This window comes from Micromonospora profundi (assembly GCF_011927785.1).
Classification (GTDB): Bacteria; Actinomycetota; Actinomycetes; order Mycobacteriales; family Micromonosporaceae; genus Micromonospora; species Micromonospora profundi.
On record NZ_JAATJK010000001.1, the window covers coordinates 6,879,344 to 6,893,746 of the forward strand.

Sequence of the window (14,403 nt, forward strand, 5' to 3'; positions counted from 1 at the left end):
CCCGGGGCAGCCGACAGCATCGCACCCGTGAGGTGCGGCACCGGCCGGCAGTCCGGAACCGGCCGCGCGGATGGCCTCGCGATCCGGTGACGATCGCCGAACTGGCCTTCGGCCGCTGCGAAGGCCCGCCTGAGCTGCTACTGCTCCGACCAGACGCCCAGTTCGTTGCCGCTGGGGTCGGTGAAGTGGAAGCGCCGCCCGCCGGGGAACTCGTACGGCCCGTTCACCACGTGACCGCCGGCCTCCTTCACTGCCTGCACGGACTGGTCGAGGTCGCTCGAGTAGAGCAGCACAAGCGGGCCGCCGGCCCGGACTTCCTGGTCCACACGCAGACCGCCCACCTCGGGTGCGGCTTCGCCGTGCGGGCTGCGGATGCCGGCGTATCCCGGCCCGTAGTCGTTGAACTGCCAGCCGAACGCGCTGGCGTAGAAGCGCTTGGCCTGCTCGAGGTCGGTGACCGTGAACTCCACGTAGTCGATGGAGTGGTGGGCGTGTGGCGTTGGTTCAGACATGCACGGCATTGTGCGCCTCGGGTCTGACGGAGCCGCTCGGGTCAATGTTTGATCGATCGGCAGACGGGAATGCGCTGCCGTGCGTATCGACATCTACGAGCCAAGGGCCGTCGAGCAGTTCTGGGAAGGGATGCACGATGTCGCGGCCGCCGCGGCACGGCACCAGGATGAGGACCTCTACCGGGCGCTGGTCAAGATCGGCAGAGCGGCACTGGCTCAGGGGGTCGAACTGGTGCCGGCCGGGGGGCTGTTCCTCGCCTGCCCGGTCTGCGATGCCGTGCCTGGCCAGCGCTGCATCAACGTGCCGGGCGAACCACTGAACGGCACCGTCCTGCACCGGCAGCGCGTCGATGTGATGGAGAAGGCGATGAAGGGGGAAGCGCCGCTTCCCGGTCCGCTCGCCTGATCCACAGACGTTCTCCTGCCCGGCTTCGACCAACCGCCACTACCGCATGCGGTAGACGGAGATGTGCGTCGGGCTGCTCGCGTCGAACGGCCGCCGGTGCCAGTCGGCGTACCGCTCGGTGAGCCGCAGCCCTGCCTGCTGCGCCATCTCGTCGATCTGGTGCGGCCAGGCGTACCGCATGGCGAACGGCTTCAGGTGCACACCGTCACCGTCAAACGTGATGGTCTGCCGGATGAACCGCTGCGCCGGCCGGTCGTAGGAGTGCAGCCGGATCGTCGCCGAATCCTCGGTGACGGCACGGACCTGCACCTGCTCGTCGGCGTCGAAGTCACGCGGGTCGGGCACGAACGCCTCGATCACGAACGCGCCGCCGGGCGACAGCACCCGGGCGACGTTACGGAAACAGTCCGCCTGCCGCTCGGCGTCCACCAGGTTGAACAGCGTGTTGAAGATCAGGTACGCGAGCCGGAACTCACCGGCCACCGATACGTCCGCCATGTCGCCGACGACCACCGGGATCTGGTCGCCGCCGGGCTTGGCACGCATCTGGGCGAGCATCTCCTCGGACGCCTCGATGCCGTGCACTGTGAGGCCGCGCTCGGCCAGCGGCAGTGCGACCCGGCCGGTGCCGATCGCCAGTTCGAGGACCGGGCCACCGTCGGCCAGGTCGGCCAGGAAGTCGACGGCGGGCATCGGGTCGGGGTTGGTGTCGCCGCTGTCGTAGTCGGCGGCCCACAGCCGGCCGAACAGGCCGGGATCATCGAAGACCGACATCAGCGGCCTCCGAGGTTGGTCAGGGTGTCACAGGTGCTCTGAGCAGGTCTGCTCACGAAGTCTCGATTCCTCAAGTCGGATGACGGTGGGTTCGGGGGACTTCGTCGTGTTGGGCATGTCGCTGCTCCCTTCCGGCGGCTGTCGAGTGAGGACACCAGAGACGGCCGGGGCCCGGCAAGGCAATTACGCCGGCCGGGCCCCGCAGCGCGTGTGGGTCAGGAGATGTGGTGCAGGATCACGTTGTGTACGTGGTGGCTCTTCTGTGCGCCACGGAACTCCACCTCGTAGGTGTGTGTGCCGACGTGGATGGCTATCGCACCGGTGGAGAAGAACGACCCGCCCCAGGACTTGTTGCTGACCACGCTCACGCTGGTGATCTTCGAGTACGGGATGCTGGTGATCGCGAACCGCTTCCCGACGAAGGAGCGGTCCTGGATGATCACCCGCCGGTCGGTCAGCCCGATGAACCCGGTGCCGGTGCCCACGGCGTCGTAGACGGCGATGATCTGCTCGCCCTCGAGGAGTCCGCTCTCGATCTGCTGGACCTGCTCTTTGCGGTCGTACGCGATGTTCGCCATGTGTTCCAGGCTAGAAAACCGGCGCCAGCCGCCGTGGCGCGGTCAGGCTCAGGACTCGGTGACCGCCCGGTACGCGTCCTCGATGCGGGCGGCCAGCAGGACCTCGCCCTCGGTCAGAGGCTCGCCGTTGCCGTGCCCGACCCGGATCTGGGTGCTGTCGGACCGACGGCTGATTTCGGGGCGAAGGTGCAGTGCGTCCGCAACCACCTTCACCCGTTCTGTCAACGCCGCATGTTGGGTATCGTCGATCACGAGGGTTCGCCGGATCTGTTCGCCTTCCCGCGTCCACCCGGATAACAGGGTCAACGCGTCGGACAGATAATCGTGCTTGGCTCGGCTGTTGAACAACACCCGCATGACCGCACCCCCCAAGCGCCGTTGTCGGCTTGTGGCCAAATCGTCGCCATCCCGTGTCTTGTCGGTGCTCTCTAGTTTGTCCCCGCTCGTGGGAGGTGTCCACGCCCACACTTCCGTGTTCTGTTGGCCTTGCGGACGACGACGGCACCCAAACCGCCGATTGATCTGGCACCCTGGACGCCCGTGCAGACCGAACGGGCGAGTGGTGGCGGGCAGGGCGAACGACGGGACCTGAAAGTGATCGTCGGGGCGGCGATCATCCGGGACGGGCGGGTGCTCGCGTGCGCGCGTGCCGCCCCGCCGGAGGTGGCCGGCATGTGGGAATTCCCTGGTGGAAAGGTCGAGCCGGGGGAGACCGAGACCGACGCGCTGATCCGGGAGTGCGCCGAGGAGCTGGCCGTACGCGTCGAGATCGGCGAACGGGTCGGCCGCAACGTGCGGATGGCCCACGGTCGTTCGGTGCTGAAGGTGTACGCCGCGCGCCTGGTGGACGACGACCAGCCGCAGGCACTGGAGCACGAGGGGTTGCGCTGGCTGACCGCCGACGAGTTGGACTCGGTGACCTGGCTCCCCGCCGACGCCCCCATCGTGGCGGCCCTACGGCCCCTACTCGAAACCCCGTAACTCCGCACCACCGTTCCGGGGCCGGCGCTCTCCTCCGGCGGGCGCAACGGCAGGGGCGCAGGGCGCGCAAGCGTGGGCGCAGGGGAGCGCGGTAGGGCGGGGTGCAGCGAAGGGCCGGCGGCTGTGCCGCCGGCCCTTCGTGCTGTCCGTTTAGTGCTTGTCCTGGTCCGGGTGGGCGAAGTTGAGCTCGTCCGGAGGCAGCGGGAAGGTCACGTCGTCGCCGAACGGCGACGGCGCGGCAGGCCTGTCGAACGTCAACTCGGTGAGCGGCAGCTTGCCCCGCTCGTCGACCGCTGGCGCGGTCGGGTGGGGCACCTCCCGGTGCCAGTTGACGCCGCTCTGCGCCTGCGCCTCGGCCTGCGGGTCGTGCGAGCCACCCGCGTGCGAGTGAACCCCGCCCCTTGCCGCGCCCGGCGACGTCGCCGAGCCCTGACGGGCGGTGGTCACGCTGGTCTGGGGCGTCTCGCCCCGACGGAAGATCTTGCTACCAAGCCACACAAGGGGATCGTACCTGCGGTCGACGACCCGTTCCTTCATGGGGATGATCCCATTGTCAGTGATCTTGATGTGCTCGGGACAAACCTCCGTGCAGCACTTGGTGATGTTGCAGAAGCCGAGGCCCTGTTCGGCCTGTGCGTACTCCTTGCGGTCGGTCCGGGCGTCCAGCGGGTGCATGTCCAGTTCCGCTGCCCGGATGAAGTACCGCGGGCCGGAGAATGCCGGCTTGTTCTCGTCGTGGTCACGGATCACGTGGCAGACGGTCTGGCACAGGAAGCACTCGATGCACTTGCGGAACTCCTGCGAGCGCTCGACGTCGACCTGCTGCATCCGGTAGTCGCCCGGGGCGACGTCCGCCGGCGGGGCGAACGCCGGAGTCTCCCGCGCCTTCTCGTAGTTGAACGAGACGTCGGTGACCAGGTCCCGGATGATCGGGAAGGTGCGCAGCGGGGTGACCGTCACCGTCTCGGTCTCCTCGAAGGTCGACATCCGCGTCATGCAGCCCAGCCGCGGCTTGCCGTTGATCTCCATGGAGCAGGAGCCACACTTGCCGGCCTTGCAGTTCCACCGGCAGGCCAGGTCGGGCGCGTCGGTGGCCTGCAAGCGGTGGATGACGTCGAGGACGACCTCGCCCTCGTTCACCTCGACCATGTAGTCCTGCAGGTCGCCGCCGGTCTCGTCGCCCCGCCAGATCCGGAACTGACGCTTCGCGCTCATCGGTTGTCCGCCTCTCCAGCGTCGGCGACGAGAGCGTCGAAGTCGGCGAGCTCCTCGTCGGTGAGGTACTTGGCCAGCTCCGCCCGGTCGAAGAGGCCGATCAGCTCCGGTCGCATCTTCGGCAGCGGCTTACGGGTCAGCTGTACGGTGTCGCCGTCCAGCGAGCAGACCAGGTTGACCTGCCGCCACTTCGGCTCCATCGCCGGGTAGTCCTCCCGGGTGTGCCCGCCGCGCGACTCCTGCCGCTCCAGCGCCGCCTTCGCGGTGCACTCCGAAACCACAAGCATGTTGCGCAGGTCCAGGGCCAGGTGCCAGCCCGGGTTGTAGCGCCGACCGCCGGCCGCACTCACCTTCGCCACCCGCTCGCGCAGCTCGGCCAGCCGCACGAGCGCGTCGGCCAGCTCACCCTCGCGACGGATGATCCCGACCAGATCCCCCATGACCACCTGGAGGTCCTGCTGGAGGGTGTACGGGCTCTCGCCGGTGTCCCGCTGCAGCGGCGCGAGAGCGGTTTCCACAGCCGCCTCGACGGCGTCCACGGCGACCTTCGGCCGGGCGTCCAGCCCGTCGGCGTAACTGGCCGCGTGCCCACCGGCCCGCTTACCGAAGACCAGCAGGTCGGACAGGGAGTTGCCGCCCAGCCGGTTGGAGCCGTGCATGCCACCGGAGACCTCACCGGCGGCGAACAGCCCGCGTACGTGGCCGAAGGCCGCACCCGAATCCGGGTCCACCTCGACGCCGCCCATCACGTAGTGACAGGTCGGTCCGACCTCCATCGGCTCGGCCGTGATGTCGACGTCGGCCAGTTCCTTGAACTGGTGGTACATCGACGGCAGTCGCCGCCGGATCTCCTCGGCCGAACGCCGGCTCGCGATGTCCAGGAAGACGCCACCGGCGGGGGAGCCCCGACCGGCCTTGACCTCGCTGTTGATCGCGCGGGCCACCTCGTCGCGGGGCAGCAGCTCCGGGGGACGGCGGTTGTTGTCCGGGTCGGTGTACCAGCGGTCCGCCTCCTCCTCGGTCTCCGCGTACTGCTTGCGGAAGACGTCGGGGACGTAGTCGAACATGAACCGCTTACCTTCGGAGTTCTTCAGAACGCCGCCGTCACCGCGGACCGACTCGGTGACCAGGATGCCCTTCACCGAGGGCGGCCAGACCATGCCGGTCGGGTGGAACTGGAGGAACTCCATGTTGATCAGAGTCGCCCCGGCGCGCAGCGCCAATGCGTGACCGTCCCCGGTGTACTCCCACGAGTTCGAGGTGACCTTGTAGGAGCGTCCGACGCCGCCGGTCGCCAGCACCACGGCGGGCGCCTCGAAGAGGATGAACTCCCCGGACTCCCGGTAGTAGCCGAACGCGCCGGCGACCCGGTCACCGTCGAGCAGCAGCTCGGTGATCGTGGTCTCGGAGAAGACCTTGATCCGCGCGTCGTACGAGCCGAACTCGCGCTTGTCTTCCTGCTGGAGCGAGACGATCTTCTGCTGGAGGGTACGGATCAGCTCCAGGCCGGTGCGGTCGCCGACGTGCGCCAGCCGGGGATACTCGTGGCCACCGAAGTTGCGCTGCGAGATCTTGCCGTCCTTGGTGCGGTCGAAGAGCGCCCCGTACGTCTCCAGCTCCCAGATGCGCTGCGGCGACTCCTTCGCGTGCAGCTCGGCCATCCGGAAGTTGTTGAGGAACTTGCCGCCGCGCATGGTGTCGCGGAAGTGCACCTGCCAGTTGTCCCGGCTGTTCACGTTGCCCATCGCGGCCGCGGCGCCGCCCTCGGCCATCACCGTGTGCGCCTTGCCGAAGAGCGACTTCGAGATGATCGCGGCCTTCTTGCCGGCGAGCCGGGCCTCGATCGCCGCGCGCAGACCGGCGCCGCCGGCCCCGATGACGACGACGTCATAGTGGTGTCGTTCGATGCGAGTGGTAGTGGTCATGTCGGGGGCCCTTTAGTTGATGAACCGCAGGTCGGAGAACCAGCCGGCCGCGAGCGCCATGACGTAGAAGTCGGTGAGCGCCAGGGTGCCGAGGGTGATCCAGGCGAGCTGCATGTGCCGGACGTTCAACGCCGAGACGAACGTCCAGGCCTTGTACCGCACCGGATGCTTGGAGAAGTGCTTCAGCCGGCCACCGATGATGTGCCGGCAGGAGTGGCAGGAGATCGTGTACGCCCACAGCATCACCACGTTGAACAACAGGATGATGTTGCCCAGCCCGAAGCCGAAGCCCTGTGGTGAGTGGAAGGCGAGTATCGCGTCCCAGGTGTTGATCAGCGAGATGATCGCGGCGGCGTAGAAGAAGTAGCGGTGCAGGTTCTGACCGAGCAGCGGGAAACGGGTCTCACCGCTGTACTCCTTGTGGCCGTCCGGGACGGCGCAGGCCGGCGGGGACAGCCAGAACGACCGGTAGTACGCCTTGCGGTAGTAGTAGCAGGTGAGACGGAACAGCAGCAGGAACGGCAGGGTCAGCGCCGCGTCCGGGATGATCCACCAGCCGGGCAGGAACCGGCCGAAGTGTGAGGCGCTCTCGACACACCGCTCGGTGACGCAGGGCGAGTAGAACGGGGTCAGGTAGTGGTACTGGTCGACCCAGTACCACTTGTGCATGAAGACCCGGACCGTCGCGTACGCGACCCAGGCGCTCAGCCCGATCACCGTGATCAGCGGGGCGATCCACCAGCGGTCGGTACGCAACGTCTTCGCCGCGATGGCGGCGCGCGCCCGCGCCCCCCTCGGCCTCGTTGCCGTTGAAGTCATTCGAGTCGTCTCCTCGACGGGCCCGTACGGGCGGGCTGATCTTCTTCCGGTCGGCACGCGGCCCGGCGAACCCGCACCCGCTGCCACGTCATGCGCACACCAACGACCACACCGGATGACCGGCGCAGCTAAGTGACACACGTTACGCCGATCTTTGCGGGCCGTCCGCGCAAGGGAGTGTCCCGTGTGTCTGGCCTGCGGAAAAGCCCTGGCACGCCGATCAATGGCTCGATGTTAAGAAGATCACTCTCCGCCCGGCTGATCAGCCCGAGGCGCCTCCCGTGAAGTGCCAGGACGCCAGTCGCACCGACGGGGCCGTCCACCACGTACCGTCCACCCGGTCCGGTTGACGCACGGGCCGCGCGCCGAGCGCCAGCACCGCGCCCGGACCGAGCGCCCTTGGGTACGACTCGGTGAACCTGAGATCGCGTACCGCCCGCACGACAGTGCCGTCCTCGACGAGCCATACCCCGTTACGTGTCAACCCCGTGACGACAAGGCTCTTCGGGTCGAGGACACGCGTGTACCACAGATCGGTGACCAGCAGTCCGCGCCGCATCCCGGCGACCAGCGCGGCAGTGTCCGTGTCGACGACCGCGCCGGCCGCCGTGCCCGTGGTACTCCGACCCACAGCACTGGCCGGGCCGGCCACGGCACCCGCGAGACGCAGGTTGCGCGCCATCGGACCCCAGGTGGCACCGCCCGCGATCGCGTGCCCCGTGGACTCCGCACCCGCGTCGGCGGCCGTCCGCCGATCGTGGGCGACCGCCCGGGTGGTGCCCGCGTCCACCAGTGTCAGCGCCCGCCGGCCGGTGCCCTCCGCGTCGAACGGCAACCCCGACGCGCCCAACGGGTCGTCCACCACTGTCACCTGTTGATCGAACTGGGCGACCCCGGGCTCGGCGAACGACTGCCGCTCGGCGTACCGCTTGCCGTTGAAGCCGTACCAGGACAGGTTCTGCAGCAGGTCCGCCACGGCGGCCGGCTCGAAGACCACCTCGTAGCGCCCCGGCGGCAACTCGACCGGGTCGGCCGCCGCCCGCGCCTTCGCGGCCGCGTGCGCGCCCAACTCCGCGCCGTCCAGGTCGGCCAGCCGGTCCGCGCAGCGCCGTGCCACCCCGTCCGCGCCGTCGCGACGGGCGATGCCGTCCATCGCCGCCTCCACAGAGCTGCCGTACGCGGTGTGCCCCGCCGAGTTGGCGAACGCAGACGAGCGATGCGAGGTACGGCAGTAACCCGCAGTGGTGAGGTCACCGGCGGCGGCCACGAACGCGCGTACCCGATCGGCACGCTCATCGGGCTCGGCGTGCGCGGTGGCCTCGTCGACAGGCGGGGCGTCCGGCACGGGTACGGGCGGGGCCAGGCCCGGCCAGCCCGGATCGGGCGGGCAGAGCCGTGCCGCGGTCAGGGTGCGCTCCACCAGGGCCCGCAGCCCGTCCGCGGTGACCACGCTGCCGCTGCCGGCGGCGGTCCGGCCGTCCACGTGCAGCCGCAGCCGGACACCGACTGTGGATTCGGAGACGTTCTGATGGATTGCCGAGTTGGCGAACCGGGTCAGCGCCAGGTCCGCCCGGGTCACGACGGCCTCGGCCTGAGCACCCGACCCACCGAGCCGCCGGACCAGCTCGACAACCTGCCCCGCCAGCTCGATCTCAGTCGACTCGTTCACGCTGAGCCCCCTTTCGTTCGCGACTGCGGGGCTCGCAAACCCGGCTCACTCCTCGCGCTCACGCCGACACCCCCACCCGGACACCGCGGAAGCGCGCCGGCGCGGCCGGATGGCCTGTGTGCCCGGTCTGGCCGGGTTGGCCCTTGCCGCAGTTGGGCGTCCCCCAGGACACCGTCTCGCCGGAGAGCATGTCCATCGAACGCCAGAAGAGCGGGCCGATCCCCGTGTACGTCGGGTTGCGCAGCATCCGCCCCCGCCGACCCTTCTTGATCTCCCAGCCGACCTCGCAGCCGAACTGGAAGTTGAGCCGCTTGTCGTCGATCGACCAGGACCGGTTGAGATCCATCAGCACCCCGTCGTCGGTGGCAGCGATGATCTCCTCCAGGGTGTGCGGTCCAGGTTCCAGGCCGACGTTCGTCATCCGCACCATCGGCAGCCGCGCCCACCCGTCGGCGCGGACGCTCCCGCCGTAGTCGAGGCCGGCCATGGCGGCCGAGTCCCGGCCGGCGAGCACACCCACCCAGCGACCGTCGCGGACCGCGTCCCGCTTCACCGCCGGGGAGCCCTCGTCGTCGAAGCCGAAGCTGCCCAGCGCGCCGGGGATGGTCGGGTCGATGGTGATGTTCATCAGCTCGGAGCCGTAACGCAGCGAGCCGAGTTGGGCCAGGTCAAGCCAGGACGTGCCGGCGAACGCTGCCTCCCAGCCGAGGATCCGGTCCAGCTCGATGGCGTGCCCGACCGACTCGTGGATCTGCAACGCCAACTGCTCGCCGCCGAGGATCAGGTCGGTCTCGCCGGCCGGGCAGGGCGGTGCGGTCAGCAACGCCCGGGACTCCTCGGCGATCTGCGCGGCGTGCGCTCCAAGGTCGAGTGACTCGACCAGCTCCCAACCGGTGGTGCCGTACTGCCCCCGGTAGCTGGGCCAGGAACGCCGCTGCGTCTCGCCGTCGCCGATCGATGTGGCCGAGATGCCACCGCCGCACTCACGGGTCCGCTGGTCGATCCGGTGGCCCTCGCTGGACACGAACCACTTCGCGGTGTCCCAGATCTGGTAGAGCCCTTCGGCCAGGTCGGCGCCATGCCTGACCATCGTGCGTGTCGCCTCGACAAGCAGGTCGCCCTTGTCGGACAACGGAACCCCGAGCGGGTCGAGCCGGCAGTCGGAGGCCCAACTCGCGGTCACCGCCTCGACCGGCACCAGGTCGACCGGTGGGCCGGGCACCCGCGCGCTCGCCGCGGCCGTCCGGGCCGCGCGGCGGCCGGCGTCGCGGGCGGCGGCGTCCGACAGATCGGGTACGGCGTGAAAGCCCCAGCTCGACCCGACAAGCGCCCGGACGCCGAGACCGATGCTCTCGTCCTGGGTCAGTTCCTCCACGTCGCCGTTGCGAGCCGTCATCGACTCGTAGCGGCGGTGCATCACCCGGGCGTCGGCGTAGCGGGCGCCCGCGTCGAGGGCGGCCTGCACGGCGGCGCTTGCCGCGTCGAACTCGGTCATGCGACCGACCCTAGGCCAGCCGACCGACACCCGTCAGGGGACGAGATCCTCCGGCCGGATCGTGGCCCGCACCGGCTCCGTCAACTCCAGAACCTCGCCGCGCTTCGTCGTCGCCCTCTCCACGTAGTGGCCGCCCTGCCGCTGGTAAAGGCGCATTGCGCCCGTCGTCTGCTCCACCAGCAGGTACCACTCGATGCCGGCTGCGGCGTAGTAGTGCATCTTCAGGACTTTGTCGGTGGACGCGTTGCTCGGCGAGATGATCTCGCACACCAGTCGCACGTCAGATGACTCGACGTTTGGCTCGTCGAGATCGATTGCGTTGGTCACGACGAGGTCGGGAATTGGTATTCGACCTGGCCGGAGCCGGACGTTCACCGCCTCCAGCAGCTCAAGGTCGGCCACCTCCGCGGCTGCTTCCAGGATGTTGCCGAGCTTGCGGGAGATTCGTTGATGCCGTGGAGTGGGTCCTGGGGTCACGTGGAGGCTCCAGTCGAAGAGTTCGACGCGATCCTGCGTCTCGCCGAGGGCGAGGAACTCCTCTTCGGTCCACGGACCTCCGTGATCGAACACCGCCGCGGTCATGGGTCACCTCCACCTCGTGCCACGGGCATCCTCTGCTGGCTCCTCTCGCCATGGTCGCACCTGGGGTGCGGATTCGGGATGAACGGCCGTGGATGGCGAGGTGACGGGACTGCGGGGCCGATGCCGACTCGTTACGCTCTGGCCCGCTGACACGTGCCGGCCCGTAGCTTATTTTCACCCTCAGAACCTTCCTGTAAGTTCTCTTCGTCACTGAGGGAGGCGGCCGTGGACAGCTCGACTCCGGCGCCGTCCGGGAGACCGGACGACCATCCCGCTGTGCCGGCGCAGCGCGACGACCAGGACGCCTACCTGCGGTTACGTGATCTGCGGGTCCGGTTCGACACCTCCGACGGCGTGGTGCGTGCGGTCGACGGGGTGTCGTTCGCCGTCGAGCGCGGTCGCACCCTCGGCATCGTGGGCGAGTCCGGCTCCGGCAAGAGCGTCACCTCGCTGGCCATCCTCGGTCTGCACGACCCGAAGCGCACCACGATCACCGGGGAGATCTCCGTCGGCGGCCGGCAGGTGGTGGGCCTTGCCGACGAGGAGGTACGCCGGCTGCGCGGCCGGGACATGGCGATGATCTTCCAGGATCCGCTGTCGGCGCTGCACCCGTACTACACGGTGGGCCGGCAGATCGCCGAGGCGTACCGGGTGCACCACCCGAAGGCCAACCGGCGCGAGGCCCGCCAGCGGGCCGTGGACATGCTGGACCGGGTCGGCATCCCGCAGCCGGCGCGGCGCTTCGACCAGTACCCGCACGAGTTCTCCGGCGGCATGCGCCAGCGCGTGATGATCGCTATGGCGCTGGTCAACGACCCGGCGCTGCTGATCGCCGACGAGCCGACCACCGCGCTCGACGTCACAGTGCAGGCGCAGATCCTGGATCTGCTCGCCGACCTCCAGGCCGAGTTCCAGTCCGCGATCATCCTGATCACCCACGACCTCGGTGTGGTCGGCCAGGTCGCCGACGAGGTGCTTGTCATGTACGGCGGGCGGGCCGTCGAGCACGGCAGCGTCGAGCAGGTGCTCCGCTCGCCGCAGCACCCGTACACCTGGGGGTTGCTCTCCAGCGTGCCGTCGTTGCACGGCGACGCGGACGCGGACCTGCTGCCCATCCCCGGCAACCCGCCCAGCCTGATCAACCTGCCGTCCGGCTGCGCCTTCCACCCGCGCTGCCGGTACGCGGGCCGCAACGGCGACAGGTCCCGCACCGAGGTGCCCGAGTTGTTGCCGGCCGGCGCGGACGGCCACCTGGTCGCCTGCCACCTGAGCGCCCAGGAGCGCGCCGAGCGCTACGCCGAGGACGTCGCATCCGTGGGGGTGGCGCGATGAGCGAGGAGCCGCTGCTGCGGGTCCGTGGTCTGACCAAGCATTTCCCGGTACGCCAGGGGCTGCGCGACACCGGCCTCGTGCGGGCCGTCGACGGGCTTGACTTCGACGTGCGCCCCGGCGAGACGCTCGGGCTGGTGGGGGAGTCAGGCTGCGGCAAGACCACCACCGGCCGGATGCTCGTGCGGCTGCTGGAACCGACGTCGGGCACCATCGAGTTCGCCGGGCGGGACATCACCCACGCCGGGCGGCGCGAGCTGCGCCCGTTGCGCCAGGAACTACAGATCATCTTCCAGGACCCGTACGCCTCGCTGAACCCGCGGCACACAGTCGGCCGGATCGTGGCGATGCCGTTGCAGGTCAACGGGATCAAGCCGCCGGGCGGGATCAAAGCCCGGGTGCAGGAGCTGCTGGAGCTTGTCGGGTTGAACCCGGAGCACTACAACAGGTATCCGCACGAGTTCTCCGGCGGTCAACGCCAGCGCATCGGCATCGCCCGCGCGCTTGCCCTGCGGCCGAAGCTGATCGTCGCCGACGAGCCGGTCTCCGCGCTGGACGTCTCGATCCAGGCGCAGGTGGTCAACCTGCTGCGCGACCTGCAACGGGAGCTGGGCCTGGCGTTCGTGTTCATCGCCCACGACCTGGCCGTGGTGCGGCACTTCTGCCAGCGGGTCGCGGTGATGTACCTGGGTCGGATCGTGGAGATCGGCGATCGGGCCGACATCTACGAGCGCCCGCAGCACCCGTACACCCGGGCGTTGCTCTCGGCGATCCCGGACGTCACCCAGCTCGGCCCGGCGGGCCGGATCCGGCTGACCGGCGACGTGCCCACGCCGCTCGACCCGCCGTCGGGCTGCCGGTTCCGGACCCGGTGCTGGAAGGCGCAGGACATCTGCGCCACCGAGGAGCCGGCGCTGGTGCCGCGCGACGGCGGCAACCAGGCCACGGCCTGCCACTTCCCGGAACCACCGGGCGCCGGCCCGGAGGCAGCCGGCGCGGAGGCCGCAGCCAGTCCGGCGACGGCGGCCGGCCCAGGGAAAGCGGCCGGCGGGGCCGGCGCGCAGGGTCGCGGGACCGCAGCGGCAATCGAGGAGGTGTCGTCGTGAGCCTGTCGCCGGTGGAGGGTGTGGCGCTGGCCGAGATCGAGTCCGGCGGTGACCCGGGGGAGCCCGCGGCGAAGGGTGTCGTGGGCCGTTCGCCCGGCCAGCTCGCCTGGCTGCGGCTGCGCCGTGACCGGACTGCCGTGGTCAGCGGCGTACTCCTGATCTTCTTCATGGTGTTGGGGTTGTCCGCCCCGCTGATCGAGATGGCCTACGGCGTCGGCCCGCGCGAGCAGTTCCAGAATCTGCTGGACGGCTTCGGCATGCCGCTGGGGTACGCCGGCGGGGTCACCGGGGACCACTGGTTCGGTCTGGAGCCGGGGCTGGGTCGTGACATCTTCATCCGGCTGATCTACGGGCTGCGGACATCGCTGTTCATCGCGCTCGCGGCGGCCCTGATCACCGCGACGATAGGTGTCGTGCTCGGCGCGCTCGCCGGTTACCTCGGCGGCTGGCTCGACGCGGTGATCAACTGGATCACGGACCTGACCCTGGCCATGCCGTTCCTGATCATCGCGCTGGCCCTCACCCCCACGCTCACGCTGCGCTTCTACGGCGAGCGGGGGCAGGTGTCGGCGGCCTTCGGCGTGGGTGTGCTGATCGCCGTCTTCGCCGTCTTCGGCTGGACCAGCACGGCCCGACTGGTACGCGGGCAGGTGATCGCGCTGCGCGAGCGGGAGTTCGTGGAGGCGGCCAAGGCCAGCGGGGCAGGGCTGGGGCACATCATCTTCCGGCAGCTCCTGCCGAACATCTGGGCGCCGATCCTGGTGTCGTTCTCCCTGGCCGTGCCGCAGTTCATCACCAGTGAGGCCGCGCTGTCCTTCATCGGCGTCGGTCTGAGCGACGAGACGCCGAGCTTCGGCCGAATGATCTACCGCAGTCTGGACTTCCTCCAGACCGACCCGGCGTACGTGTTCTTCCCGGGCATCACGATCTTCGCGCTGGTGTTCGCCTTCAACCTCTTCGGCGACGCGTTGCGGGACGCGCTCGACCCGAAGTCGTCCCGGTAGGGGTCCCC

15 protein-coding genes are annotated in these 14,403 nt (G+C 69.5%); 5 read left to right on the plus strand and 10 right to left on the minus strand.

Annotation, left to right across the window (positions count from 1 at the left end; translation table 11 throughout):
- Nucleotides 1–137: 137 nt before the first annotated feature.
- A complete protein-coding gene (locus F4558_RS30915; protein WP_167947079.1) occupies nucleotides 138–512 on the minus strand; it encodes a VOC family protein in 375 nt (124 codons plus the stop codon).
- Nucleotides 513–591: 79 nt separating this feature from the next.
- Between F4558_RS30915 and F4558_RS30920 the strand changes: the two genes are divergently transcribed.
- Complete coding sequence (locus tag F4558_RS30920; RefSeq protein ID WP_053660440.1) at nucleotides 592–918, plus strand: zinc finger domain-containing protein; 327 nt, start codon at nucleotides 592–594, stop codon at nucleotides 916–918.
- Nucleotides 919–957: 39 nt separating this feature from the next.
- Here the strand turns inward: F4558_RS30920 and F4558_RS30925 are convergent, their stop codons facing one another.
- The 3 genes from F4558_RS30925 to F4558_RS30935 all read right to left on the minus strand — a co-directional run bounded on the left by F4558_RS30925 (nucleotide 958) and on the right by F4558_RS30935 (nucleotide 2,627).
- Nucleotides 958–1,692, minus strand: a complete 735-nt coding sequence (locus tag F4558_RS30925; protein WP_167947081.1) for a class I SAM-dependent methyltransferase — start codon at nucleotides 1,690–1,692, stop codon at nucleotides 958–960.
- 215 nt (nucleotides 1,693–1,907) lie between these two features.
- Nucleotides 1,908–2,270 (minus strand): PH domain-containing protein, encoded by a 363-nt coding sequence (locus F4558_RS30930; protein WP_030337500.1) that lies wholly within the window; start codon nucleotides 2,268–2,270, stop codon nucleotides 1,908–1,910.
- 48 nt (nucleotides 2,271–2,318) lie between these two features.
- Nucleotides 2,319–2,627 carry a 4a-hydroxytetrahydrobiopterin dehydratase gene (locus F4558_RS30935; RefSeq protein ID WP_053660437.1) on the minus strand — a complete coding sequence of 103 codons (309 nt, stop codon included), beginning with the start codon at nucleotides 2,625–2,627 and terminating at the stop codon, nucleotides 2,319–2,321.
- A 183-nt stretch (nucleotides 2,628–2,810) separates the two neighbouring features.
- Between F4558_RS30935 and F4558_RS30940 the strand changes: the two genes are divergently transcribed.
- A complete protein-coding gene (locus F4558_RS30940; RefSeq protein WP_167947083.1) occupies nucleotides 2,811–3,251 on the plus strand; it encodes a (deoxy)nucleoside triphosphate pyrophosphohydrolase in 441 nt (146 codons plus the stop codon).
- 150 nt (nucleotides 3,252–3,401) lie between these two features.
- On the opposite strand, the gene F4558_RS30945 is transcribed toward F4558_RS30940, so the two are convergent.
- The 6 genes from F4558_RS30945 to F4558_RS30970 form a co-directional block, all read right to left on the minus strand.
- Nucleotides 3,402–4,466, minus strand: a complete 1,065-nt coding sequence (locus F4558_RS30945) for a succinate dehydrogenase/fumarate reductase iron-sulfur subunit (protein ID WP_167947085.1) — start codon at nucleotides 4,464–4,466, stop codon at nucleotides 3,402–3,404.
- On the minus strand, nucleotides 4,463–6,391 hold the full coding sequence (locus F4558_RS30950; protein WP_167947087.1) for a fumarate reductase/succinate dehydrogenase flavoprotein subunit: 1,929 nt from the start codon (nucleotides 6,389–6,391) through the stop codon (nucleotides 4,463–4,465). The genes F4558_RS30945 and F4558_RS30950 overlap by 4 nt, the downstream gene beginning before the upstream one ends.
- Nucleotides 6,392–6,403: 12 nt before the next feature.
- Nucleotides 6,404–7,210 carry a succinate dehydrogenase subunit SdhC gene (gene sdhC, locus F4558_RS30955; protein ID WP_053660429.1) on the minus strand — a complete coding sequence of 269 codons (807 nt, stop codon included), beginning with the start codon at nucleotides 7,208–7,210 and terminating at the stop codon, nucleotides 6,404–6,406.
- A gap of 262 nt (nucleotides 7,211–7,472) precedes the next feature.
- Nucleotides 7,473–8,879 carry a TldD/PmbA family protein gene (locus tag F4558_RS30960; protein WP_167947089.1) on the minus strand — a complete coding sequence of 469 codons (1,407 nt, stop codon included), beginning with the start codon at nucleotides 8,877–8,879 and terminating at the stop codon, nucleotides 7,473–7,475.
- Nucleotides 8,880–8,937: 58 nt separating this feature from the next.
- Nucleotides 8,938–10,374 (minus strand): TldD/PmbA family protein, encoded by a 1,437-nt coding sequence (locus tag F4558_RS30965; protein WP_167947091.1) that lies wholly within the window; start codon nucleotides 10,372–10,374, stop codon nucleotides 8,938–8,940.
- Between the two features lie 33 nt (nucleotides 10,375–10,407).
- Nucleotides 10,408–10,956 carry a Uma2 family endonuclease gene (locus F4558_RS30970; RefSeq protein ID WP_167947093.1) on the minus strand — a complete coding sequence of 183 codons (549 nt, stop codon included), beginning with the start codon at nucleotides 10,954–10,956 and terminating at the stop codon, nucleotides 10,408–10,410.
- Nucleotides 10,957–11,232: 276 nt separating this feature from the next.
- Between F4558_RS30970 and F4558_RS30975 the strand changes: the two genes are divergently transcribed.
- The 3 genes from F4558_RS30975 to F4558_RS30985 are packed head-to-tail and all read left to right on the plus strand — an operon-like array spanning nucleotide 11,233 to nucleotide 14,395.
- Nucleotides 11,233–12,288 carry an ABC transporter ATP-binding protein gene (locus F4558_RS30975; RefSeq protein WP_053660423.1) on the plus strand — a complete coding sequence of 352 codons (1,056 nt, stop codon included), beginning with the start codon at nucleotides 11,233–11,235 and terminating at the stop codon, nucleotides 12,286–12,288.
- Complete coding sequence (locus F4558_RS30980) at nucleotides 12,285–13,391, plus strand: ABC transporter ATP-binding protein (protein ID WP_231640219.1); 1,107 nt, start codon at nucleotides 12,285–12,287, stop codon at nucleotides 13,389–13,391. Before F4558_RS30975 ends, F4558_RS30980 begins: the two co-directional genes overlap by 4 nt.
- Nucleotides 13,388–14,395: an ABC transporter permease gene (locus F4558_RS30985; RefSeq protein ID WP_053660421.1), complete on the plus strand. Its 1,008-nt coding sequence runs from the start codon at nucleotides 13,388–13,390 to the stop codon at nucleotides 14,393–14,395. The genes F4558_RS30980 and F4558_RS30985 overlap by 4 nt, the downstream gene beginning before the upstream one ends.
- The last annotated feature ends 8 nt before the right edge of the window (nucleotides 14,396–14,403 follow it).